Consider the following 20,986-nt stretch of genomic DNA (forward strand, 5'->3'; position numbering starts at 1 on the left):
CTTCTCCACCCTCTTCCCTACTGCCCCATGAAAAAGAGCCGTTTCAGCGAAGCGCAAATTAGCGACAGATCTGCGCCAACAAGGTCAGGGCCAGACCGTGGCCCAGATCTGTCGGGAGCACAGCATCAGTGAGCCCACGTTTTACCAGTGGAAGAGCAAGTACGGTGGCCTGGAGGTCACCAAATTGCAACGCCTCAAGCACCTGGAGGAAGAAAACCGCCGACTCAAGCAACTGGTGGCCGACCTGAGCCTTGAAAACCAGGTCGTCAAGGAGGTGCTGCGAAAAAAGTAGTGGCCCCGGCCGAGCGGCGGGCCGTGGCCCAGCAGGCCGTAGCGCGGGGGCTGAGCTGCCGCCGGGCCTGCGCCCCTGGTGGGTCTGGCTCGCCGCTCGGCCGGGGCACGGCCGGGGCGACCAAGCCGCCCGGCAAGCGGCTGACGCCACGGTGGTGGCCGCCCGGGTGGCGCTGGTGAAAAGCCACCCGGGCTGGGGCTTCTGGAAGTACTACCACCGGCTGCGCAAAGACGGTCTGCTGCTCATAAGCTGTTTGAGGTAGCAGAATTTAAGCACTCTTCGGATGTTTGCTAGGGCAATCCACGCGTTGGCATGGTGCAAGCCTCGGTCGTATTCCTTTGACAATCTACGGGTAGCGCTGAGCCAGGCAAAGGTGCGCTCGACAATCCAGCGCCAGGCATGGATGCAACAGTTCGTTTTTTCCACCAGCACATGGGTCGGTTTCTCGACCCGGATGCCGTAGTGCTGGGCCAGGTGCTCGCGAAAGACGCCGTTAAACGAGTTGTCGACGAAAATGACTTGTACTTGCCCCAACAGCTCCCGCACAGCCGCCACTTCGTCCCAGAAGGCAATGGCCGCCGGCCCGTCGACCGTATCAGCACTGTACCGCCTTCGAGCGGCCTTTTCTCTTGCTTGTTCCACCAAGCTAAGTTAACTCAAACAGCTTCTAAGGAATACAGCCGATTTAAGTATATTGACAGTACCCAATTATGCTTTCAAAGCAGGTTGCTGCTCTATTGTTAAGCTTATGAATATTAATGCGTAAATATACTTATGTAATAAAATATTATTAGTTTAGAAAATCATTTGAAAATGATAATATGAAATGCATAAAAAATCACGTACAAAATATTACAACAATTATTAAATTGACAAAAAATAAAATGCTTTATTATATTTTTATTAATCATTGGTTTACACACAGAAGCTATGACTCAAAGCCATACAAGTAATATTTTCGGTAAAAAATGGTACGCTATAAAAATGTTTACTGGTGGGCCTGGAGGGTCTAAAATCACCGATTCAGCTCCAAAAGAAGATTGTAGCTCTTTGCCATCAAAAATGCCTTATTTATTTTATCTGTATATTGATAGATCTGTGTTTATCAAAACAGACTATGTTTTTAGAAAAGGTAGATCTCCTATAGATGTTAAAATAAGTCATAATATATTATCTGTATATTACTCTATATTAGCAGATGATAAAATTGATTTCGAAATACTTTATTCGAGTGATGATTTTTTGCAAATTTCAGAACCAGATCAGAAAACTTTTTTTTGTATCCGATAGATCATTACAATGAGATAAATTTATTAATATCTATCTAAGTAGACTTAGCTAACATAGTAAATATTGCTATTATAGCGGTTTCGAGGACGGTGTAGCCCTATCTGTAAGTAGGTTGCCTACTATGGCAGCAGGAGCTACTCCAGTTTCGGGCAGCCATACTAATACTTTACTTCACCGCAGGCAACGTAATGGTTACACCGTTCGCGAAACTGCTATAATATGAATCACACATAATTAAGCCTAAAGAATATACCTTGTTGTTATTTCGCTTTTGAATTGAAGAAATAAAGTTTAAATGGTCAACTCACGTAAAATCAAAAACGTTATTCTTTACCCCACGGGCTCCCACAGCCGCTTCTTCACCGCCTCTTCCACCCGCTTCGGGCGCTGGGTCTGCGGGTCTAGGAGTACCCACTGGGTTTCGGCTTCGCAGAGCAGCACGTTATCGGCGGCCCGCTCGATGCGCACGAAGCGCTGGGACTGGGCCCCGCGCACTTCGCCCACCCAGGTAGTGCAGTGCAGCTCCTCGCCCAGAAACGCGGGCTTGTGGTAGCGGATCCGGTGTTCCAGCACCACCCAGATATACTGTTCCCGCTCGCCCTTCGGGATGGCGGTCAGCCAGTGCGCTGCCGCGGTATCCTGCACATACTGCACGTACTGCACATTGTTGACGTGGTTTAGCTCGTCAATGTCAGATTCTACAACGGTAATCAGGCGGGAAAAGCGGAAGGCAGGCGTGGGTTCGGACATAGCAAGAGGAAGCTGGTTGTGATGAGCAGCGAAGCCGCAAAGTAAAACCACGGCGGCTCAGCAGCGGCTTACGACCTATAATAGTGTCTGCGCTAGGAGAGGGCTGTAAAGCAGATTTGTCTTAATCCTAAATAGCTAATACTACGTGCATTAAGAGTCGCCAGCGCAGACTGATTATTATCTATTTGATTATAGCGGAACGCGAATTTTTAAATCGTGTTATAGCACCTCACAGTAGGGTCAGCCGAACGTTGGCGTACCATTCAATTTGCCCCCCAAGGCTAGCTAAGAGAGCTAATCGTATCACTGGGAGGCTTTTTTACGAAATAAAATCGTATCTTTGCACCCGCATTTGAGAATGGCCCTGTTCCGCGCAGCTACGGCTGCTTTTTGTAAATTTCTGGCCGTCACCGTCTTCCGTCCGTTGCTTCCGTCGCTTGTCGTTGTTGAGAGTGTGGGTGAAGAACGTCGCTGAATCTGCTGTTTTCAGAGCTAGTTCATCTCATTCGATCTAAACACAACATGGAAAAAGTAAAATTTGAAGAACTGTCGTTATCGACAGAAATGCAACGCGCGATTACCGAAATCGGCTACGAAGAGGCTTCGCCGATTCAGGCAGAGGCAATTCCCGCGCTGCTCGCCGGTCGCGACGTGATTGGCCAGGCCCAGACGGGTACCGGCAAAACGGCGGCCTTCAGTATCCCGGCCATCGAGGGCGTCGATACTAACTCGCGCAACACCCAGGTACTCGTTCTCTGCCCCACGCGTGAGCTGGCCGTGCAGGTTTCGGGCGAAATTCAGAAGCTCGGTAAGTATAAGTCAGGGTTGGCCGTGGTGCCTATCTATGGTGGCTCGTCTTACGATCGTCAGTTCCGCGCCTTGGAGCGCGGCGTGCAGATCGTAATTGGTACGCCGGGTCGCGTAATGGACCACCTGGAGCGCGGTACGTTGAAGCTGGATCATTGCAAAATGATCATCCTCGACGAAGCCGACGAAATGCTGGACATGGGTTTCCGCGAGGATATCGAAACAGTGCTCAAGAAAATGCCTGAGGAGCGCCAGACGGTGTTCTTCTCGGCTACCATGAGCAAGCCCATCATGGACATGACGAAGCGGTATCAGAAAGATCCGCAGATCGTGAAGGTAAACCACCAGGAGATGACTGTTTCGAACATCGAGCAGTCGTACTACGAGGTGCGTGGTCCCCAGAAAAAAGACGTGCTTACTCGCCTGATTGACATGTTCAATCTGAAGTCGGCCATCGTGTTTGCCAACACCAAGCGCATGGTAGACGAAATCGTGGGCGACCTGCAAGCCAAAGGCTACTTCGCCGAAGGTCTGCACGGCGACATGGGCCAGCAGCAGCGTCAGAATACGCTCGACAAGTTCCGTAAAGGCACTCTGGAAATCCTGGTTGCCACCGACGTAGCCGCCCGCGGCATCGACGTGGAGAACGTGGAGGCCGTAATCAACTACGACCTGCCCGCCGACGAGGAATACTACGTGCACCGTATCGGCCGTACGGGCCGCGCCGGCAAGTCGGGTCGCGCCTTCACCTTCGTGAGTGGCCGCGACATCTATAAGCTGCGCGACATCATGCGCTTCACCAAGGCCACCATCAAGCTGGAACGCGTGCCGTCGTTTGAGGATGTGACCGAGGTGAAAACCACGCTGTTCCTGACCCAGATCAAGGATGTCATTGAAAAAGGCAATTTGGAGAAGTACGTAGGCCGTGTGCAGCGTCTGTTGGATCAGAGCGAAGAAATTACTTCGCTTGACATTGCTGCTGCCTTGCTCAAGATGAGCATGAAGGAAGAGAAGCGGGTGGAGCAAAGCCTCGACGCTGGTCGTAGCCAAGCCGCGCCGCGCCCCGGCTACACCCGCATGTTCGTGACAATGGGCAAGAAGGACCGGATTCACCCCCGTGATATCGTTGACCTGATTGCCGAGAGCACAGGCCTGACCGCTGGTAAAGTAGGTGATATCGCCCTTTACGACAAGTTCAGCTTCGTGGAAGTGCCTTCGGAGTTTGCCGAAGAAATCGTAACCAACCTCGGTCGCGCCAGCATTAATGGTCGTCCGGTGGCCTTTAACGTGGCTACGCCCGTGCAGGAAGGCGACGCCAAGCAGGAAGGTGGTCGTGGCCCAGGCGGCTTCGGTGGTGCCAACGAGAATCGTCCTGCGCGTCGTGGCCCAGGTGGCTTCGGTGGCGGTGAGCGTCGCGAAGGCGGCTCGAGCTACGGCGGCAACCGTGGCGGCAGCAGCTACGGCGAACGTCGCGAAGGTGGTTCCAGCTACGGCGGTGCTCGTGGCGGCAGCAGCTTTGGCGGCAACCGCGGTGGCTCCAGCTACGGTGGTGGTTACAAAGGTAACCGCGACGGTGGCAGCAGCGGCAGCAGCAGCTACGGCGGCGGCTACAAAGGCAAGCGCGATGGTGACAGTGGTGCCAGCAACGCGGGCAGCACCGGCGGCGGCTACAAGCCCCGCAGCACTAGCGACTTCGACGAATAGATCAAGCCTCCAGGTAGCTTTCGCTGATCACACGGCGAATCTACTTTAAGTAGAAAAGCCCCCCAGACGTTGGTCTGGGGGGCTTTTTTTGTGGTTGTGAAACCAGTACTACTTCTTGCTCGCGTCGCGCAGCGACTTGATGGTGTCGTGGGCTTCGCGTACGCCTTGGTATTGCTTCTCGATGATAGACTTCAGTTGGCCGGGGAGGCTTTCCGCTTTCAAAGCTGTTTGGTAGGCTTTTACTGCGTAATCCTCGCCACGCTCGCACTCGTTGAGGATGCTTTCACGGTCCTTGCTGGTGATGGCAGCCTTAATGTTAATGAAAGCGCGGTGTACGGTGCCGGTGATGGATGTGTCTTCCTCGGCTTTCAGGTTAAGCTGGTGCATCTGGTCTTCTAGCTCAGTTAGATAACCGTCGCGCTGGGCGGCGTATTTCTTGAAGACCTCTTTCAGGTCCTGATCTTCAACGTCGGTGAGGGCGGTGGCGTAGCCAACTTCACCGTCTTTGAGGGTTTGAACGAGTTCGTTGAGTAGGGCTTGGGTTGCTTTGGAATCCATGAGGAGTAGAGTTGGGGTAGGTAAAACAGTAACTCTACTGCTTTACTGTGTCCATACCTGCAAGGTTGCAACGCGGGTTATTTGGCCTGGTTGATGGCGCTGCTAAAGTTATCAGTCATTGTCCGTGGCTGCTGCAGGAAAGCACTTATCGCGGACAAGGTTTCGATGGGCGCGCTCAGGTGCGGACAATGACCAGTGGCGCCCAAGGTGAGCAGCATAGATGTAGGTATCGCTTCATGTATAAACGCACCAACTCGCGGGGGGGCAAATGTGTCTTCCGTGCATTGTAAAAGCAGTGTCTTGTTTGTCAGTTTGGATAGCATAGGCCGGTAATCCGACAGGAAAGTTATGCGGGCAAACTCCTTGGCTATGTCCTGATTTGCCCGACAAAAGAGTTCCTCTAGATCTTGTTCCAGCGAGGGACAATCAGGGTTTCCCATGATAAAGGGCGCGTAGGTGGTGGCCCAGCCTTCGTAATCAGCCTGCATAGTAGCCAGCATGGCCTCTACATCAGCGCGTTCAAAGCCCCCATAATAGTCGCCGTCGTTGATATAGCAGGGGGAAGGGACGAGGAGAATTAACTCAGAAAAGCGGTCGGGTTCCTGAATGGCGCACAGGATGCATAGCGTAGCTCCTACCGAGTGACCTACTAGAATGGCGTCCTGTAAGTTCAACTCGTGGTATACCTCCAGAATGTCGGCTGCATAGGCCTCTAGGGAAGCATATTTCCCCGAGTTATACCCGGAGCAGTCGGAGTCACCGACTCCCACCTGATCGATAAGGACGATTTTATAAGTGTCTAGTAATCCTGGCGTGATATAGCGCCAGACGCTTTGATCACAGCCGAAGCCGTGGACTAATACCATCGGCTGTTCACCTTTGCCAATAACCTTAACGTTGTTGCGTATGCATGCATCCATAGTCTGTTGTGGACCAGGTGACCTCTTGACGAGGAGTACTATTCTTCTAAAATATACAATGATTCCTTAATGAACCCTCAACAGGTCACGACTATTACTGTCTAGGTTGCACCATTCTGCCACCCTATGCTGCAAATGCACTTATACCAAGTATTTTAAGTCTTTAAAACAGAAAAGACATTGTTGAGCCTGCCTCCTGCTATCGGGTCAACCTACAATTCGCTCTAAGTCTACCCCGCCTGAGCGCCTTCGCGCCGCGGACAAGTACTTGCGCCCACAAGGCAGGACGTGCTGACAAAAGAGGATACTAAGAGCCACTAGCTGCCATGGCCCGCCCAGCCAGGTAGCCCGTCGTCCAGGCGGCCTGAAAGTTGAAGCCTCCGGTAATGCCATCAATATCAAGTACTTCACCAGCAAAGTAGAGACCCGGCGCCCGACGGCTTTCCATAGTATGCATATTAACCTCGCTGAGCACGATACCACCGCAGGTTACAAATTCCTCCTTATAAGTGGTTTTGCCCCGCACGGGCAGAGGCGTACGCAGAAGACTTTCAATCAGGCGGTTTTGCAGCTTGGCCGGCAGCTCACTCCAACGCATTTCCGGCCCGATGCCGGCCTGATCGGTGAGGGTGCGCCACAGGCGTTGGGGCAGGCCAAACAGCGGATTGCTTTCCACGGTTTTGCGGCCATTCTGGTCCCGAAAGGTGTGCAGCCACTGCCGCAACGATTCTTCGGTGTGGGCCGGTACCCAGCTTACCAGGGCCGTGCTTTCATAGTTTAGTTCGTGCAGACGGCGTGCTCCCCAGGCCGATAGCTTAAGTACGGCCGGCCCGCTCACACCCCAGTGCGTTACCAGTATAGGGCCTTCATATTCCAGTTTTTCGCCCGCCACCCGCACCCGCACATGGGGCACGCTCACGCCCGGTAGCTCCCGCAAGGGCGACTCGGGCACGTTGAAGGTAAACAGTGAAGGCACTGGCTCCACTATGGAGTGGCCCAATTGACGCAGCCACTGGTAATTCTCCGCTTTAGGAGAGCCACCGGTGGCAATGAGCAGGCGCGCGACCGGCAATTCCTGAGCATGGGCACCCGTAAGCCGCAGGCGGAAGCCACCGCCGGGCTGGGGGGCAATTTCCTCGGCATTGGTTTGCGGCAGGATACGCACCCCGGCCCGCTGCGCGGCATCGAGCAGACACTGGGCAATGGTTTCGGAGGAGTCGGTGGTGGGGAACATGCGCCCGTCGGCCTCGGTTTTTAGGGCCACGCCGCGCTGTTCAAACCAGGTAATGGTGGCGCGGGCGTCAAACTCCCGGAATGCTTCTTTGAGCTGCTTGCCACCGCGCGGGTAGTGCTGGGCCAGCTGCGCGGGCGACTCGCAGGCGTGGGTTACGTTGCAGCGCCCGCCACCCGAAATCCGGACTTTGCTCAGCAGCTTGCCGGTTTTTTCAATCAGATACACCGTTAAGCGTGGGTTAGCCTCGGCGCAGGCAATGGCCCCGAAGAAGCCCGCCGCGCCGCCGCCGAGGACGGCTACGGTGTTAAAATGGGAAGGAGTTTGCACCCGGCAAAGATACGAACCTTGCCTCCTAAAATGCTCGCGCTAAGGATAGGAGTGAGGCTAGCACGCCGTTAAGGCTGCCTCCAAATCATCGTGCTGAAAGTGGTAATCCAACGTCTGCCGAATCAAGGTGCTATCAATGATTTTGCCCCCCAGCGAATCATCCAACCGAAAACCAGGCGGCTTTAGTCCCAACTGCCGGGCGGCCTTGGAATAAAAATCACTACGCACTGGGTGGGAGAGGGCGCACGCATTAAATGTATAGCCCCAGGCTTGCTTGCGAATAATAGCCGATAACAAGCCCACGCAGTCAGCGAGGTGAATCAGATTGACGGGGGCACTGGCCTGTGCCACATCGTGGCGGCCAGCCAGAAAGCGGCCAGGTGGGCGCTGGGGACCAAATAAGCCCCCCAGCCGCACGACGGTATTGCGCTCCTGATCTTGGCCGTTTGTTTGGGGGGCAAATAAATCCTCAGCCCGCAGTATATCCGAGGCCGCATCGGGTGAAGCCTGGGCATCGGTTTCGCGCATAGCTCGCGGCTCATCAGCATATACGCTGGTCGAGCTTACAAACAGTACCTGTTTTACCTGGCAGGTCGAAACGGCTTGCGCGACGGGACGCAGCAGGTCAACGTAGCTGCCGGTCGTGGTTCCTCGGCGGGGGGGCACGTTAAGGACTAGGGTCTCAGTGCCGCTAAGCAGGGTGTGCAGGGTGTCGCGGTCGGTAGCGGTAAATTTGCCCCCCAGACTCAGCAGATACGGCCGGATACTCGCGTCGCGCAGCGTGAGCACGCGGGTTGGCGTGGTAGTAGTGCCGGCCACGGAGTAACCCTCGGCCACAAGAGCCTTGGCCAGGGGCAAACCTAGCCAGCCGCAACCCAGCACGGCTATCGTCGGATGAGGAGTTAATGGGGAGTTACTCATGCGGACCAAAGGTGGCAAAAAATCCTTCGGGGGCAAGTTGGCTGCTCGAAAATCGGAAAAGCCATTACATTACGGCATATTCATGATGTCCGTATGTCATCTGCCACCCGCCTCTACGATCATCTAGCTGACGAATTTGAGGCCCGTATTCGGATTTTACCGCTTGAGGAAGGTGGCCGATTGACGCCCGCTTACAATGGTATCCGCTGGGATTTTCGCTACGCTCAGGGAGAGTGTGCCAAGCAATACTTCATGTTGTACCCCGACTTCTACGACCCAGCTACCGGCGCTTCTTTCCGGGATGTGCTGCTGCCGATGGATGAGTGGCTGTTTGCCCGGATGTATGGTATCAGCCCCAAAATACGGAGTCACATTCACCAGAAAATGGTGCGGCCGGGTACGTCGTTCTATTGCTGTGAGGGACCGAAGATTGTGGCCGAAGGGACTGTTACACGAATAACTGGTTTATTTGAGCCAAGGGTGTAGCTTTTGGCCACGTCCCCTCTTTTTTCTCACTCCAAGATTCCACCAACTCCTTCTATGGCTGCTTCCCCTCCTTACACCCAACCCATGCTTCGTGATAACGCCCTGCAAGGCAAAACCATCGTTGTGACGGGCGGTGGTACCGGCCTGGGGCGCGCCATGACCACGTATTTCCTGCAGCTTGGCGCCAATGTTACCATCAGCAGCCGCAAGCTGGAGGTGCTGGAAAAAACCGCCGCAGAACTGCGTCAGCAAACCGGCGGTAAGGTGTTGGCTGTGCAGTGCGACGTGCGCAAATACGATGAAGTAGAGGCCATGCTGCAGCGCACCATCGACGAGTTTGGGGGCGTGGATGTGCTGCTCAATAACGCTGCCGGCAACTTTATTTCGCCCACCGAGCGCCTCAGCCACAAGGCCTTCGACGTGATTGTGGACATCGTGCTGCGCGGCTCCTACAATTGCACCCTCGCCTTCGGCAAACGATGGATTGCCGATAAAAAGCCCGGCACTATCCTCAACATCGTGACCACCTACGCCTCCGTGGGCTCGGCCTATGTGGTGCCCTCAGCGGCCGCCAAGGCTGGCGTCCTGGCCATGACTCGCTCTTTGGCTGTGGAGTGGGCCAAATATGGGATTCGCTCTAACGCCATTGCGCCCGGTCCGTTCCCCACGGAAGGCGCCTGGAGCCGCTTATTTCCTGAACCGCTGGCCAAAAAACTCGACCCCGCCGCCTCTGTGCCGCTGAAGCGTGTAGGCGACCATCAGGAGCTGGCCAACCTGGCGGCTTATCTCGTGTCAGACTTTTCCGCCTACATGAATGGTGAAGTCGTCACCATCGACGGCGGGGAGTGGCTGAATGGCGCTGGTGAGTTTAACAAGCTAGAGATGATTCCGGCCCCTATGTGGGATGAAATCGAGAAAGCAATGCGTCGGTAACATTCCGTGTGCAAGCTGCTTCTGCTGCTCTCTTAACTTATGCAAAAAAGCCCCCATAATATATCTGGGGGCTTTTTTGCATGCTTAACGTCCTGCATATTTCCGTTGAATCCGGCGTTACAGGTTATAGTCCTTAAAAGCCTTGGTGAACTCTTGGGCTGGGATTGGCTGATTGGCCACCAGATCCAAAAACTTGAACTCCTCAAACAGGCTTTTATCATCTTCTGTCCGGATCAGTAGCGGCAAAAACAGCTTTTTATCAACACAGATTAGGGTGCGCGTGCCGTAGCTGTTAGGCACTTGCAGCACCTTGCCCGTGGGAATGGGCGCGTCGACGGCTACGCCGTTTCGCTCCATAATACGGTATTCGCCGCAGCCAAACTTGTCGGCCACCTGCGTTACGGTTTCGCCCTTGCCCGCGGTATATGTCACGTAGCGAAACTTCGGAAAGTCGGAGCGGAGCTGGTAGCACGGCCGGCCCGCCACCGTGGTATCGCCGGCGTAGCGAAAGGAGCGTTCATATGACCGATCCGGGCGCTGGGCGGAGCCGCGCAGAATATCGGCTATCATGCCGTAGCCCGCATCCAGCACGCTGTGGTGCTGACCGCGACGCATGAGTGTGCCATTCGGGTCAAGGCTGAGCGTGACGTACGGAAAGCTATTGGGGTACACCCAGGCGTCGCCGTCGTTCTGGCCCGTTACCCAAAGTACTTCCACGCCTTTCTTATTGCGCAGAAATATCCGCAGGGGGGCATACCCCAATTTCATGGTGGAGTTAGCCTGGGTGTACTTCGCGCCCAGACGTTCCTGCGCGTGCACCGTGCAGCGCAGGGTCTTTAAATTATCAATAGCCAGCCGCAGCCGCGAGACGAGCTGCTCAGTGGTCATGCTTTCAGGCGGCAACGATGCCGTCGGCGCGCCGCTGGGCAAAAAGAAGGAGTATGCTGCTAATAGGCTGGCAACCGGCACTACAAGCCAAGAAATTGAAAACATATGTAACTAGTGGTGTTTTTGCAAATGGGTAAATAAAATGGGTGGTATAGTAATTTTATAACGTGACCGTGCTTCTGTTCCTTAATTAAGGCTGAGACGAGGAAAGCGGGTTTTGGCCGAATCAAAAATAAAAAGCTCGTCGATTTCTACCTCCGTCAGAAACGAATACAGCGGAAACTGTTCGACCACGGCCTGCACCGCCGCCTCGTCGTCGGCATTAATGGTGATCCAGCCGCGGGTACGATCGGCGCTAATGGCGTAGGTTTCAATTACGTGGTCCTCAATGAGCTGCTGAATAAGCGCCCAGTGCGACGGAATAAGCGCCATGAACTCCTGATTGAATAACGCGGGTAGCCGCAAGCTAACAACGAATTTGGGCATAAAGGCAGTAGGGCAGAAAAAGGACGGGGGTATGGCTGCTGAACGCCAGCCGCTGGCGGAAAGTTGAGCTTTTACACCAAGGCAAGCAACTTTTTAAAGTAAAAGTCAGAATAGAGAGCTATGCACTTTTCCGTTATTACTCCCAGCCACAACCGCCGCCGCTATCTGCCCGAAGCCGTGGCCAGCGTCCAGGCCAGCATCAGCGCCCCGCTCGACTTCTCCTTCGACCATCTCATCTATGACAACGGCTCTACCGACGGCACCGGCGAGTGGCTCCGGCAGGCTGCCGCCGATACGCCCAACCTGCGCACCTGGACTCATCCTGAGCCGCTAAAGGCTGGGTACGCCCGTAACCGTATCATTCGGGAAACGCCCTCCGATGCCTGGCTCGTCCCGCTCGACGACGACGATATTCTGCTCCAGCGCACCTTATATCATTATGCCGACCTCGTGCGGCACCACCCCGATGCACCCTGGTTTGTAGCCGATTTCCTGCGCATAGACCAGGACGGCCACTATCTGCCCAACGAAGATTATTATGCCTGGCGCTTCGATTCAGTAGGCGATATGCTGGGGGCCATTTTTCGGGGGGAGCATTTTATTCAGGGCAACGTGTGCTACAGCCGGAGTCTATTTGACAAGGTTGGGGGCTACGACGCCGGACTTCCCATGGCCGAAGATCTGGACTTATATGTGCGGTTTTTGCTGGCCGGCCACTTGCCCGTTGTGTCGCCGCACATCAACCACTTGCACCGATTTCATACCAGCAACGTGAGCATTGGCGTTGATGGCGATAAGCACGCCGAGGATTTGCGGGCGATTTACGCTAAATATGCCCCCCAATTGCAAGCGGCAGGAGTGTCGGAGCCGGGGCGGTAGTTGGCTGAAGCTGTTGATTCAGGTGATGCTCTTTTGTGTATTATTTAACCATTTGAATAGGTAAAGCATTTGGATAATAAAGCAATAATTGCTCGCACAGTCGATTTTGTCCAGGCTAAGTTTCTGCACGAGGGCTCAGGTCATGACTGGGCCCATATTCAGCGGGTATGGCACACCAGCCAGGCCTTAGCCAGCCAGACACCAGCCGTTGATCCGTTCGTAACCGAATTAGGCGCTTTGCTTCATGATGTTGCTGACTGGAAGTTTCACGCCGGCGATGAAGAAGCTGGTCCGCGCGCTGCTCGGGAATGGTTAAATAGTCTGGGCGTCGACGAAGCCATTACTCAGCGCGTGGAGGTTATCATTCGGGAAATTTCTTTTAAAGGGCTGGGTGTACCTACGCCCATGAGCACGCCGGAAGGGGAGGTGGTGCAGGATGCTGACCGCCTCGATGCTATCGGCGCTATCGGTATTGCCCGTGCCTTTGCTTATGGTGGTCATAAAGGCCGTCCTCTCCACGATCCGGCTATCGCGCCCGTAGCGCACGATTCGTTTGAGAGCTATAAGCAAAACGCCGCGCCAACTCTAAATCACTTCTACGAGAAGCTGCTGCATCTGCGGGAACGGCTGCATACGCCGGCAGCTCGTGTTGTGGCTAAGGAGCGGCATCAGTTTATGGAAGCGTTTCTCACTCAATTCCTGCGCGAATGGGAAGGGGAGGACGTTAATTAAAGGAAGCGCGCCGGTAGAGTGATAGTTTTTACTTACTACAAGCTGAACCTTTAACGGAGCGCGGTATAACTCGCTTCGGATGGCTACTTTTAAGGCATGAATCTACGTTTCCTCTATGTTCGGTTGGTAATGGCCCTGTTCCTGTTGGTCGCCGCTGCCTCGTGCCGTACGTGTCCGATTGTGTCGTGCCATACGCGCAAGGTGCATTTTCATAATGGCAGTAAGTTTCGGGGCCAGCCTATCTTTAAGAAGCAAAACCCTGCTATTGGCGAGAAAATCAAGGTCCACAACGAGGGCAACAGCAAGCGCCGCAAGGCCGACAAAAGCAAGCCGCTGAAATAGGCCGCAATTAGGCAAGACGGGCCTTTTTTCGTAACTTGCGGGCTTCACAACGTACTCATTCACTGGTGCCAAGAAAGCCCCCCAGGGAGCTTTTTTTAGGCTTACTTAGATTTCCCTATGGCGGAAGGCGAAAAGATCATTCCGATTAACATTGAAGATGAGATGCGCGGGGCCTACATCGACTATTCGATGTCGGTTATTGTTTCCCGGGCTCTGCCAGATGTGCGCGACGGTTTGAAACCCGTGCACCGGCGCGTGCTCTACGGCATGAGCGAGCTGGGCGTATCCTATAATAAATCCTACAAAAAAAGTGCGCGTATCGTGGGCGAAGTGCTGGGTAAATACCACCCGCACGGCGACTCCTCGGTATATGATACCATGGTGCGCATGGCCCAGGATTGGAGTCTGCGCTATCCGCTCGTGGACGGACAAGGCAACTTCGGTAGTATCGACGGCGACTCGCCGGCTGCCATGCGTTATACCGAGGCTCGCCTGAAGCGTCTGGCCGACGAGCTCCTGGGTGATCTGGACAAAGAAACGGTGAACTTTCAACCCAACTTCGACGACTCCCTCGAAGAGCCTTCCGTGATGCCCGCCAAGTTCCCGAATCTGCTGGTAAACGGCACGACGGGTATTGCCGTGGGTATGGCCACCAACATGGCGCCCCACAACCTGACAGAGGTGATCAGCGGCATCATCGCGTATCTCGACAACTCCGAGATTACCATTGCCGAGCTGATGGAGTTCGTTACGGCACCTGACTTTCCGACGGGGGGCATTATTTACGGCTATGAAGGCGTAAAGCAAGCCTTTGAAACTGGCCGCGGCCGGGTAGTCATGCGGGCCAAAGCGCACTTCGAAACCCTGCCCAGCGGCAAAGAGCAAATCATCGTGACTGAGATTCCCTATATGGTGAATAAGGCGTCGATGATTGAGAAAACCGCCGCCCTGATCAACGAGAAGCGTATCGAAGGCATTTCGGACCTGCGCGATGAGTCGGACCGCGACGGTCTGCGCATCGTGTATGATCTGAAGCGCGACGCCATGCCCAATGTGGTACTCAATAACCTGTACCGCTACACGCAGCTACAAAGTAGTTTCGGCGTCAACAACGTGTGCCTGGTGAAAGGCCGCCCGATGACGCTGAATCTGAAGGAGCTGATTTACTACTTCGTGGAGCACCGCGCCGACGTGGTGGTGCGCCGCACCCGCTACGAGCTACAAGAAGCCCAAAAGCGTGCCCACATTCTGGAAGGTCTGCTCATCGCCCTGGATCATCTGGACGAGGTAATCAAGCTCATTCGGGGCTCCCGCGACGGCGAAGTAGCCCGCGCTCAGCTCATCGAGCGCTTTAAGCTCAGCGAAGTGCAGGCCCGCGCTATTCTGGATATGCGTTTGCAGCGCCTCACGGGTCTGGAGCGCGACAAGATCGTGCAGGAATATGATGAGCTGATGAAGCTGATCGACCACCTCAAGGCGGTGCTGGCGTCGGATGTGTTGCAGCGGCAGATCATCAAAGACGAGCTGCTCGACATTCGGGAGCGCTACGGCGATAAGCGTCGGACCACGATTGAATACGCCGGTGGCGACTTCAGCATGGAGGATATGATTGCCGACGAGAGTATGGTCATCACTATTTCCAACGAAGGCTACATCAAGCGCACCGCCCTCGACGAATACCGGGCTCAGGGTCGGGGAGGAGTTGGTTCCCGTGGCGCGGCTTCCAAGCAGGACGACTTTACTTCTAATCTGTTCGTCGCCACCACCCACGAATACCTTTTGTTCTTCACGGAGCTGGGACGCGTATTCTGGCTTAAAGTATACGAAGTGCCAGAAGGAGGGAAGAACGCCAAAGGCCGTCCGATTCAGAACCTGATCGAGATTCCCCGCGAGGATTCGGTGCGTTCCGTATTAAACGTGCGCGGTCTGCGTGACCCGGATTATCTGGAAAATACCTTCCTGATGTTCTGCACCGAGCAAGGAACCGTGAAAAAGACTCCCCTGGAAGCGTATTCGCGCCCGCGCACGGCAGGTATCAATGCCATTACCATCAATGAAGGTGACCGTTTACTGGATGTGCAGCTCACCACGGGCAGCAGCGAAATAGTAGTGGCCTTGCGTTCGGGGAGGGCAGTGCGCTTCCCCGAAGGCAAAGTGCGTTCCATGGGCCGTAATGCCGCCGGCGTGCGTGGTATCACGTTGGCCAATGCCAATGACCGCGTAGTAGGTATGATCTGTTTGTCGGATCCGACGCAGGAGTTACTGGTCGTATCCGAAAATGGCTACGGCAAACGTTCTGAGTTGGAGGAATACCGCATCACCAACCGTGGTGGCAAAGGCGTGCAGGCCATGAAGGTGACGGACAAAACCGGAGCGCTGGTTGCCATCAAGGACGTAAATGACACCGACGATTTGATGATTATTAATAAGTCAGGTATTATTATTCGTCTACGCGTAGCTGATCTGCGCATCATTGGCCGGGCCACGCAAGGGGTGCGACTGCTGAAGATCAGCGCGGGCGACGAGATTTCATCGGTAGCTAAAGTAGCGGCTGAGGAAAAAGAGGAAGAAATCCTTAACGGAGAAAGCGTAGACGGGGAGGGGCAACCCACCCCGTTGGACACTCCCTCTGATTTGAGTAGTCTAACAGATCCTGAGCACCTTAGCGACAACTAAGCTGACTTTACTGGCTGAAAATTGATAGTAATGATGGTTTTTCTGTTGTTACTGTCTTTTTTCAGCCATTTTTGTTTTTCAACCACTTTACTCACAACCCAGAGCTGAACCAAGCACCGATTTTCCACGTTTGGGCAGCAATTCCTTTCTTTCACCCTAATTCCTGCGTTTCATCTCTATGAAGAAAATTCTTTTGACCCTGGTTGCGGCAGCCGCTCTCCATACTGCCTCCGCTCAGAACTCGGCCGTCACCAACGCGATTCTATTCCAACGTCAGGGTACGCTTGACAAGGCCCGCACGGAAATCGACAAGGCCGTTCAAAATCCCAAGACCTCTACCAAGGCTAAAACCTGGTATACGCGCGGCGAAGTTTATGATGGCATGGCAGCCAGCCCCATCTACGGTAAAGCGCTGGGCGCTGGTGAGGGGGCAAAAGTTGCCTTTGAATCCTACCAGAAAGCGATTGAGCTGGATGGTAAGGATGGGGAGTTTGGCAAACAGGCTGTTGCTAAAATGGACAATCTGTACGGTCTGGCCCTCAACGCCGGCGTAGAGAACTATAACGGCAAGAAATTCGATGAAGCCATTAAATCGTACCAGATGGCCCAGCAGATCCGGCCCCAGGACACGACCGCTTACCTGTATGCGGCGTATGCAGCGGAAGCCAAGCAGGATTTCGCATCGGCCAAAGCTACCTATAGTAAGCTGCAGGCGATGAATTACAAGTCGCCCCAGATGTATGGTCGCTTGTTGCAGATTGCCCGCGAGGAAAAAAACGACGCGGAAGCCATGAAAGTGGTGCAGCAGGCTTTGCAGGCCTATCCGAATAATAAGGCATTCATGCTGGAAGAACTGAACATGTATCTGGCGGCCGGGCGTGGCAAAGAGGCACTGGACAAAATTGACCGCGCCATTGCAGCTGACCCAACCAATTCAAACCTATACGCGGTAAAAGGCTCCATTTTAGATCAGAACAAGCAGCCCGAATTAGCCTTAGCTGCTTATCGCAAGGCAGTTGAGACGAATCCTGAGAATTTTGATGCTCAGTTCAACATGGGCGTATATAACTACAATAAAGCGGCTGAGAACTTCACGAAGGCCAGCAAGATGGACATGGCCAGCTACCAGAAGTCCGGCAAGAAGTTGGAAGCCGATGGTAAGAAGTTCTTTGAGCAGGCGTTGCCGCACTTCGAGAAGGCCCTGCAAATCCAGCCTGATGACCGGGCTACGATTTCTTCCTTGCAGAAAGTATATGTTCGCCTAGGTCGCAATGCCGATGCTGAGAAAATGAATACGAAGCTAGAGTCGCTGAAGAAATAGTCAGAGGCTCTGCCACCCACAATAGGGGAGCGATTGTAAACCAGCCCGAGCTACTTTATCGTAGCTCGGGCTGGTTTTTGAAACTATTACTTAACATAATATAAATTATAAGACAAATAAGGTTGATAGATTTGGTGGTCATGTATGATCAATTTGATCAAGAAGCAAGCGGCATTACTTATACTTCCTGTATCAGAGATGGCCATAGGAAGTATCTAGCGAGGAGACTACCTACCCAACGAGTAAATTAAACAACAACCGCTTGCTTGTCTACCTTATTTATGGCACTGTGCATATATGGCAGCGCTTTCAGATCCAGTTGCACACCCACAAAGCGGCTACGGCTTACTTTGATCGTCATCACTCATACTCGCTAACTCTGGTCATTAGCTTTCCGGTGTTGTTATAAGATCAATGATGCACACCGCGAATTAGACACACAAAAATCTTGAATAATCTTAGTCATAAGACTGCTACTTAGGCCACGGCAAGCGACTGAAGCTTCTTATGTTTGGAATTAATCACGCTTGATTACAACCTGTTGAACAGGAAATGATTCATAGATACCATGAATCATTATTCGACTTCAAAGTAATAGTTGCTGAATCTTAATCACCATGCAACACAGTGGTATTTCTCAGTCAGGCATTTTCAAAACCTTACCCCTATTGATATAATCTCTTTAAGGTCCTTTGGTAAGTAGTCAGGAATTAGGGTTGAATAATGTATATCACGGCAAATAAATCGACTGGAGTGCTCCTACTGCGATTATAGCCCCCTTATTAACCCCTGCCCGCTCCTGCCCGGCCTTATATTAGAATGGTATTCAAACTATGGTTGTACTTTGTGCATTTAGAGTACCATTTTAATAAGTTGTTAAAGTATAAAAAAGTAAAAAAAGTAGTAAATGGTATTGCTTTTTTATACTTTGTACTACTACTATATACTTATATTGCCTATACTTGTACTCTACTTATTTATACCATCTCTTTCTATGCCTAAGACAATTGAGTATCCTCGCACCAGTTACCTGAGTGCTTGGGAAGTAGCTGAAGTAGTTGATGACACTGGTGGTAAGTGCGCTATAGAAACATGCGCACGTAAGCTCAATAGAAAAGTAAGCGGGTCTTTTAAAGCTATACTAGGATCAGCTGTCAAGTTTGGGCTGATAACCAGTAAGCGTGAGCTACTCACTACAACGAACTTGTTTCGCCGTATTAAGCATGCCTATGATAAGCAGGAAGAAAAGATATACCATAGGGAAGCATTTCTGCATCCACCGCTCTTCACTCAAATCTGCCGTAAATTTCGGAGTCGTGAGTTGCCCGTGCATATGCTTGATGTAATGCTGATCAGGGAATTCGGCGTAGAAGAGATAAATGCTCAAAATGTGGCAAAGGCGTTTGTCGATGGTGCTCGCATGGTTGGGGTGATGGACGAGCGCAATGTGGTGGCTGACATCGACCAGTTAGCAGCTCAACAGCCTCCCCGACGTGAGCTAGCCAGCACGGACATGCCCATGAATCTATTCCGGGGACCCGTAGGGCCGGTTGCTGATCCAGTCGCTACTTCAGATACCTCAGCTTCAACCAAACCCTCCGAAACAACTACGAACCAAACACAAGATAGTATTCATTCTATAGGGAGTCTTGTACCAAAGGTATCGGCAAAGGATGCCGTGTCTGCGCTGTTTGGACTAGATACAGACGATCTGGAGGACGAAACGGAACAAATACCCCCCGTAGCTCCTGAGCGCGCACCGACAACCATTACACCAGAAACGATACCCTCTGCAGCTGCACCACGCTATACTCCTCCTGCTGTAGGAGGCACCATGCAAAAGGCTACTCTAGTACCTTCTCAGATACCGCCAACTGCTGGAAACTCAGATCCGTTATTCACCATCCACATTACTGGACCAGGCATGGATACGCAGCTTACTATTCAGGATCTGGATGATGTGGAGATTGTACGAATACTATTGGAGAAGATTAGGAGGCAATTAGCTGGCTAGCATTTACTTGGATAACCCTGCCCTATTGTCAGCACGATTTATTTACAAATTTCCAACTATATATATACATTATGTTAATCAAATCCTGGCTTCTTTTTTTCCCTTAACCTTCATTTTAAAATGAGCTTCCTGATTCCTCGCACATTACGCGTCATTCTAAGCCTATGTGTCTTGGTTGCCTGCGAACCGCAACAGACGACCACTTCCACCCCAGCGGATAGCACTCAGGCTATGCAACGGGAGAACGATGAGCTAAAAAGCCAGAATGATAGTCTTCAGAAACTCCTGGAGAGCGAACGCATGACGCCGCGCTCAGAATTGCCCCCCACTGCCCTGCCGCCGGTAACCGATTCAACGGCAACAACCACTCCTTAATACGGAACCTTGCTGCTGCGCCCGCTCCTATCGCTGGAGCGTGCGCAGCAGTTGGGAAACATTATCCACCTCAATGGCATCAGGGTGGGACGCTACTAGGCGCCTGATGGAGCCGGCCGAACGGCCACCGAAAAGAACGGCGTCGAAGCCCGCGGCCTGCACCTGCCCAACCTGCTCAGGCGTGGCCATCGCTTTGGGCATTACGATGGCTTGCACCCCTATGGACTCAGCGGCCGCCAGCGCATCCATAAGGTTTTCGTCTTGGACAACCTCCAGGCCCAGCGGAACCCGAGGAAGTTCTTGCTTGAGTTGGCGCAGCGTTGGTTGATAAGTGGTTAGAATAAACAGCCGATCAGGGGGCACTTTGTAACGACGGACCAATGCTGCCAGAGCCCGGACCAATGCCGGGGAACGGGAATATTCCTCGCCGCATCCATCGTGCTCGTGCAAATCGAGGTGCAGATAGGGATGCTGCGGATAGCGAGCGGCGCGCGCCAGCAACGTTTCCAGGGTTACGATGCGTTCGTCCTGAAACAAATCGTAGCCCCATCCCCCCCGATACGGGAGCTTCACCAAAGCCGCCGCGGGCTGTTGGCTTACACAGCCCCGGCCGGTAGTCATGGTGTTGAGCGTGGGGTCATGGTAGAGAATAGGAATGCTATCCTGACTGAGCTGCACGTCAATCTCCACGCCGTCGGCACCCTGTGCCAGGGCTTTCTCCACGCCGGCCATGCTGCTGGGCGGCAATGGATTGAAGGGATTCAGCGGAGTAAAAAAGCCGGAACCAGCGTGGCCAATCACTTGAATATGACCGGCGTGGCGGTTGATAAGCGGCCCTGGCACGGCGGCGTTAGATTCCCAAATCAGACGACCAGCCCCCAGTAGGCCGACCGAAAGCAGTACGCCCCCTCCTATCCGGTAGGCTCGTTTTGTTAGACGCATAGCCCGCAAGTTCGCGGTTTACGCTGGCTAACTCTCAACCGCGTGATTTATTCTGCCTCTAGTCCTGCTTTACTGCTTTTTGCCTTTGCTTATGCCTTCGGTAATTGCC

At 53.3% G+C, this 20,986-nt stretch carries 20 protein-coding genes and 1 pseudogene; 11 read left to right on the top strand and 10 right to left on the bottom strand.

From position 1 onward, the window contains the following. Positions 1-64: 64 nt before the first annotated feature. Positions 65-292: pseudogene (locus B9A24_RS17905) on the top strand (transposase); the annotation flags it as partial. On the opposite strand, the gene B9A24_RS21795 reads toward B9A24_RS17905, so the two are convergent. Both B9A24_RS21795 and B9A24_RS17915 read right to left on the bottom strand, forming a co-directional pair. Further along, positions 267-479, bottom strand: coding sequence for a hypothetical protein (locus tag B9A24_RS21795; protein ID WP_143435029.1), 213 nt, complete (start codon positions 477-479; stop codon positions 267-269). The pseudogene B9A24_RS17905 and the gene B9A24_RS21795 overlap by 26 nt on opposite strands. 23 nt (positions 480-502) lie before the next feature. Further along, positions 503-934, bottom strand: coding sequence for a transposase (locus B9A24_RS17915; RefSeq protein ID WP_159452100.1), 432 nt, complete (start codon positions 932-934; stop codon positions 503-505). A gap of 288 nt (positions 935-1,222) precedes the next feature. Between B9A24_RS17915 and B9A24_RS21800 the strand changes: the two genes are divergently transcribed. Beyond that, entirely contained in the window at positions 1,223-1,582 is a 360-nt protein-coding gene (locus tag B9A24_RS21800) for a hypothetical protein (RefSeq protein ID WP_143435030.1), read from the top strand. A gap of 330 nt (positions 1,583-1,912) precedes the next feature. Here the strand turns inward: B9A24_RS21800 and B9A24_RS17920 are convergent, their stop codons facing one another. After that, the gene (locus tag B9A24_RS17920; protein WP_084447390.1) at positions 1,913-2,332 is read right to left on the bottom strand and encodes an acyl-CoA thioesterase; all 420 of its coding nucleotides are present in this window, start codon (positions 2,330-2,332) and stop codon (positions 1,913-1,915) included. Between the two features lie 522 nt (positions 2,333-2,854). Here B9A24_RS17920 and B9A24_RS17925 point away from each other — a divergent pair. Then, the gene (locus B9A24_RS17925) at positions 2,855-4,843 is read left to right on the top strand and encodes a DEAD/DEAH box helicase (RefSeq protein ID WP_084447391.1); all 1,989 of its coding nucleotides are present in this window, start codon (positions 2,855-2,857) and stop codon (positions 4,841-4,843) included. Positions 4,844-4,951: 108 nt separating this feature from the next. On the opposite strand, the gene B9A24_RS17930 is transcribed toward B9A24_RS17925, so the two are convergent. From B9A24_RS17930 to B9A24_RS17945, 4 genes are all read right to left on the bottom strand, one after another. Further along, entirely contained in the window at positions 4,952-5,401 is a 450-nt protein-coding gene (locus tag B9A24_RS17930; protein ID WP_084447392.1) for a PA2169 family four-helix-bundle protein, read from the bottom strand. A gap of 77 nt (positions 5,402-5,478) precedes the next feature. Then, complete coding sequence (locus tag B9A24_RS17935; RefSeq protein ID WP_234997490.1) at positions 5,479-6,267, bottom strand: alpha/beta fold hydrolase; 789 nt, start codon at positions 6,265-6,267, stop codon at positions 5,479-5,481. Positions 6,268-6,628: 361 nt separating this feature from the next. Next, a complete protein-coding gene (locus tag B9A24_RS17940; RefSeq protein ID WP_084447394.1) occupies positions 6,629-7,882 on the bottom strand; it encodes a BaiN/RdsA family NAD(P)/FAD-dependent oxidoreductase in 1,254 nt (417 codons plus the stop codon). A 57-nt stretch (positions 7,883-7,939) separates the two neighbouring features. Further along, positions 7,940-8,803, bottom strand: coding sequence for an NAD-dependent epimerase/dehydratase family protein (locus B9A24_RS17945; protein ID WP_143435031.1), 864 nt, complete (start codon positions 8,801-8,803; stop codon positions 7,940-7,942). Between the two features lie 93 nt (positions 8,804-8,896). On the opposite strand from B9A24_RS17945, the gene B9A24_RS17950 reads away from it, so the two are divergent. Together B9A24_RS17950 and B9A24_RS17955 are read left to right on the top strand one after the other, a co-directional pair. Beyond that, positions 8,897-9,289 (top strand): hypothetical protein, encoded by a 393-nt coding sequence (locus tag B9A24_RS17950; RefSeq protein ID WP_084447396.1) that lies wholly within the window; start codon positions 8,897-8,899, stop codon positions 9,287-9,289. Positions 9,290-9,343: 54 nt separating this feature from the next. Further along, on the top strand, positions 9,344-10,222 hold the full coding sequence (locus B9A24_RS17955; RefSeq protein ID WP_084447397.1) for an SDR family oxidoreductase: 879 nt from the start codon (positions 9,344-9,346) through the stop codon (positions 10,220-10,222). 117 nt (positions 10,223-10,339) lie between these two features. On the opposite strand, the gene B9A24_RS17960 is transcribed toward B9A24_RS17955, so the two are convergent. Next, complete coding sequence (locus tag B9A24_RS17960) at positions 10,340-11,215, bottom strand: LysM peptidoglycan-binding domain-containing protein (protein WP_084447398.1); 876 nt, start codon at positions 11,213-11,215, stop codon at positions 10,340-10,342. Positions 11,216-11,296: 81 nt separating this feature from the next. Further along, the gene (locus B9A24_RS17965) at positions 11,297-11,596 is read right to left on the bottom strand and encodes a YciI family protein (RefSeq protein ID WP_084447399.1); all 300 of its coding nucleotides are present in this window, start codon (positions 11,594-11,596) and stop codon (positions 11,297-11,299) included. Between the two features lie 120 nt (positions 11,597-11,716). Here B9A24_RS17965 and B9A24_RS17970 point away from each other — a divergent pair, with 120 nt between their 5' ends. From B9A24_RS17970 to B9A24_RS18000, 6 genes are all read left to right on the top strand, one after another. Then, the gene (locus B9A24_RS17970) at positions 11,717-12,475 is read left to right on the top strand and encodes a glycosyltransferase family 2 protein (RefSeq protein WP_084447400.1); all 759 of its coding nucleotides are present in this window, start codon (positions 11,717-11,719) and stop codon (positions 12,473-12,475) included. A gap of 69 nt (positions 12,476-12,544) precedes the next feature. After that, positions 12,545-13,207 (top strand): HD domain-containing protein, encoded by a 663-nt coding sequence (locus B9A24_RS17975; protein WP_084447401.1) that lies wholly within the window; start codon positions 12,545-12,547, stop codon positions 13,205-13,207. Between the two features lie 96 nt (positions 13,208-13,303). After that, positions 13,304-13,549 carry a hypothetical protein gene (locus B9A24_RS17980; protein ID WP_143435032.1) on the top strand — a complete coding sequence of 82 codons (246 nt, stop codon included), beginning with the start codon at positions 13,304-13,306 and terminating at the stop codon, positions 13,547-13,549. A 117-nt stretch (positions 13,550-13,666) separates the two neighbouring features. Next, positions 13,667-16,225 (top strand): DNA gyrase subunit A, encoded by a 2,559-nt coding sequence (gyrA, locus tag B9A24_RS17985; RefSeq protein ID WP_084447403.1) that lies wholly within the window; start codon positions 13,667-13,669, stop codon positions 16,223-16,225. Between the two features lie 178 nt (positions 16,226-16,403). Continuing rightward, a complete protein-coding gene (locus tag B9A24_RS17990) occupies positions 16,404-17,546 on the top strand; it encodes a tetratricopeptide repeat protein (RefSeq protein ID WP_084447404.1) in 1,143 nt (380 codons plus the stop codon). 994 nt (positions 17,547-18,540) lie between these two features. Beyond that, the gene (locus tag B9A24_RS18000) at positions 18,541-19,560 is read left to right on the top strand and encodes a hypothetical protein (protein WP_084447406.1); all 1,020 of its coding nucleotides are present in this window, start codon (positions 18,541-18,543) and stop codon (positions 19,558-19,560) included. Positions 19,561-19,962: 402 nt separating this feature from the next. Here the strand turns inward: B9A24_RS18000 and B9A24_RS18005 are convergent, their stop codons facing one another. Beyond that, positions 19,963-20,877 (bottom strand): glycerophosphodiester phosphodiesterase, encoded by a 915-nt coding sequence (locus tag B9A24_RS18005; RefSeq protein WP_084447407.1) that lies wholly within the window; start codon positions 20,875-20,877, stop codon positions 19,963-19,965. Positions 20,878-20,986 lie beyond the last annotated feature (109 nt).

This window comes from Hymenobacter roseosalivarius DSM 11622, assembly GCF_900176135.1.
GTDB classification, from domain to species: Bacteria; Bacteroidota; Bacteroidia; order Cytophagales; family Hymenobacteraceae; genus Hymenobacter; species Hymenobacter roseosalivarius.

Excerpts from the sequence above, each read along its gene's own strand:
- B9A24_RS21800 (WP_143435030.1), top strand. The coding sequence starts at position 1,223 with ATGACTCAAAGCCATACAAGTAATATTTTCGGTAAAAAATGGTACGCT.
- B9A24_RS17955 (WP_084447397.1), top strand. The coding sequence starts at position 9,344 with ATGGCTGCTTCCCCTCCTTACACCCAACCCATGCTTCGTGATAACGCC.
- B9A24_RS17970 (WP_084447400.1), top strand. The coding sequence starts at position 11,717 with ATGCACTTTTCCGTTATTACTCCCAGCCACAACCGCCGCCGCTATCTG.
- B9A24_RS17960 (WP_084447398.1), bottom strand. The coding sequence starts at position 11,215 with ATGTTTTCAATTTCTTGGCTTGTAGTGCCGGTTGCCAGCCTATTAGCA.
- B9A24_RS17930 (WP_084447392.1), bottom strand. The coding sequence starts at position 5,401 with ATGGATTCCAAAGCAACCCAAGCCCTACTCAACGAACTCGTTCAAACC.
- B9A24_RS17920 (WP_084447390.1), bottom strand. The coding sequence starts at position 2,332 with ATGTCCGAACCCACGCCTGCCTTCCGCTTTTCCCGCCTGATTACCGTT.
- B9A24_RS17980 (WP_143435032.1), top strand. The coding sequence starts at position 13,304 with ATGAATCTACGTTTCCTCTATGTTCGGTTGGTAATGGCCCTGTTCCTG.
- B9A24_RS18000 (WP_084447406.1), top strand. The coding sequence starts at position 18,541 with ATGCCTAAGACAATTGAGTATCCTCGCACCAGTTACCTGAGTGCTTGG.
- gyrA (WP_084447403.1), top strand. The coding sequence starts at position 13,667 with ATGGCGGAAGGCGAAAAGATCATTCCGATTAACATTGAAGATGAGATG.
- B9A24_RS17925 (WP_084447391.1), top strand. The coding sequence starts at position 2,855 with ATGGAAAAAGTAAAATTTGAAGAACTGTCGTTATCGACAGAAATGCAA.
- B9A24_RS18005 (WP_084447407.1), bottom strand. The coding sequence starts at position 20,877 with ATGCGTCTAACAAAACGAGCCTACCGGATAGGAGGGGGCGTACTGCTT.
- B9A24_RS17935 (WP_234997490.1), bottom strand. The coding sequence starts at position 6,267 with ATGGTATTAGTCCACGGCTTCGGCTGTGATCAAAGCGTCTGGCGCTAT.
- B9A24_RS17945 (WP_143435031.1), bottom strand. The coding sequence starts at position 8,803 with ATGAGTAACTCCCCATTAACTCCTCATCCGACGATAGCCGTGCTGGGT.
- B9A24_RS17990 (WP_084447404.1), top strand. The coding sequence starts at position 16,404 with ATGAAGAAAATTCTTTTGACCCTGGTTGCGGCAGCCGCTCTCCATACT.
- B9A24_RS17965 (WP_084447399.1), bottom strand. The coding sequence starts at position 11,596 with ATGCCCAAATTCGTTGTTAGCTTGCGGCTACCCGCGTTATTCAATCAG.
- B9A24_RS17950 (WP_084447396.1), top strand. The coding sequence starts at position 8,897 with ATGTCATCTGCCACCCGCCTCTACGATCATCTAGCTGACGAATTTGAG.